This is a genomic window from Clostridium sp. C105KSO13, assembly GCF_001517425.1.
Lineage (GTDB): Bacteria > Bacillota > Clostridia > Lachnospirales > Lachnospiraceae > Muricomes.
Map to the genome: position 1 here is coordinate 1 of NZ_FBWL01000098.1, position 1,575 is coordinate 1,575.

The 1,575-nt window shown below is 43.0% G+C and carries 1 protein-coding gene; it reads left to right on the top strand.

All coding sequences use genetic code 11. The features are described 5' to 3' along the window. Positions 1 to 305: 305 nt before the first annotated feature. Positions 306 to 1,568, top strand: a complete 1,263-nt coding sequence (locus BN3456_RS00620) for an IS110 family transposase (RefSeq protein ID WP_089982026.1) — start codon at positions 306 to 308, stop codon at positions 1,566 to 1,568. Positions 1,569 to 1,575: the final 7 nt, after the last annotated feature.

Here is a 1,575-nt window from a genome sequence, read left to right on the forward strand (position 1 = left end):
TCCGCCTTTCTGCGAAAGGCACCCATGGGGTTATGAAACCCATGATCCACTTTTCGCTTTCTAATCTCTTTTCTTTTTGATATAGTTTCTTTATAAGACTGACACACTACAGAACACGTGGAGGTGAGTGGTGGGGCCGTATAGCGGCGACCCCGCATATTTATATGTTGTCGGTCATCCGTTAAGGCATCAATGAATGGCGCATACCGTAGCCCGTAAACTTATCTCTTCCAAAGTCGACTCGATTTTGCCGGATGACCAGTCCCTGTCAATCTTATGACTATAAATTTCAGGAGGTTATTTTATTGTCTTTTAAAATCTTTCGTAAAAACTGTTGCGGACTTGATGTCCACAAAACCTGGATCTATGCCTGCATTGGAGTGACTGATACAAATGGCAGAACCGACTACAAACAAGCTCGTTTCTCGTCCTTTTCTAAAGGGCTGAGTGAACTGTGTGATTGGCTCGCAAAGTACAATTGTTCTGAAGTCTGTATGGAGTCTTCCGGTAAGTATTGGATCCCTGTATTTAATATCCTGGAGAAGGCAGACATTTCTGTCGTTCTCGCACACCCCAAATACACCAAACCACAAAAAGGAAATAAAACTGACCGTAAAGATGCCAAATGGATCTGTGACCTCTTTATGTGCGATATGATCAAACCTTCCTTTATTCCACCTGCTGATATTCGTCACCTGAGAGACTTAGTGCGGTACCGGTTCAAACTCACCTGTATGATCGTTGGTGAAAAGAATCGTGCTCAAAACTGTCTTACCGTATCTAATTTCAAGCTTGATGATGTGTTCAGCGATATTTTTGGAAAGTCAGCCCGCTCCATTACAGAACAGATGCTTGCTCATCCTGGGGAAATATTTGATGTTGCACCTTTTGTACACGGCGGATGTAAGACTCCCATTGAAGAAATCCAAGCGGCTGTCGATGGCGCATTATGCCCTGAACAGGCTGTAAAACTCAGACAGTGTCTCAATCACATAGATGAGTTGAGACTACACATAGATGAAGTAGAACGGGAAATCCTTTGTCTCAGTGACAAGTACCAAGCTCCACTTGATCTAATACGTACAGTTCCTGGATTTAATAAGAATCCAATGACTGCTATCCAAGTCCTTTCTGAAATCGGTGGTGATATGTCTGTCTTCCCCACAGCTAAACACCTCGTTTCATGGGCCGGATGTTGTCCTCGTAATGACCAAAGCGCCAGTAAAATCAAATCAACTCGAATCTCCCGTGCTGGTTCCTATTTTAAACCAGTTCTGGTGCAAGTTGCAAATGCTTTATTAAAATCGAAGAAACATCCTGAATTTATTACTCGCTACAGACGTATAAAAGCACGTCGTGGTCACAAGAAAGCTATTATTGCTGTCTGCCGTATGCTCCTGACCGCTATCTGGCACATACTCTCAGATTTAAAACCATATACACTGGAAGGCTTTCTTGAGTCACGCCCTGTGAATAAGTCAAAAATTCTGACTACTTCTCAGGCGCTTAATCTGCTAAAACAGCGTGGATACATCATCAAGGATGAAGCCGCTCCTGCCATGAATTAAGTGTTGT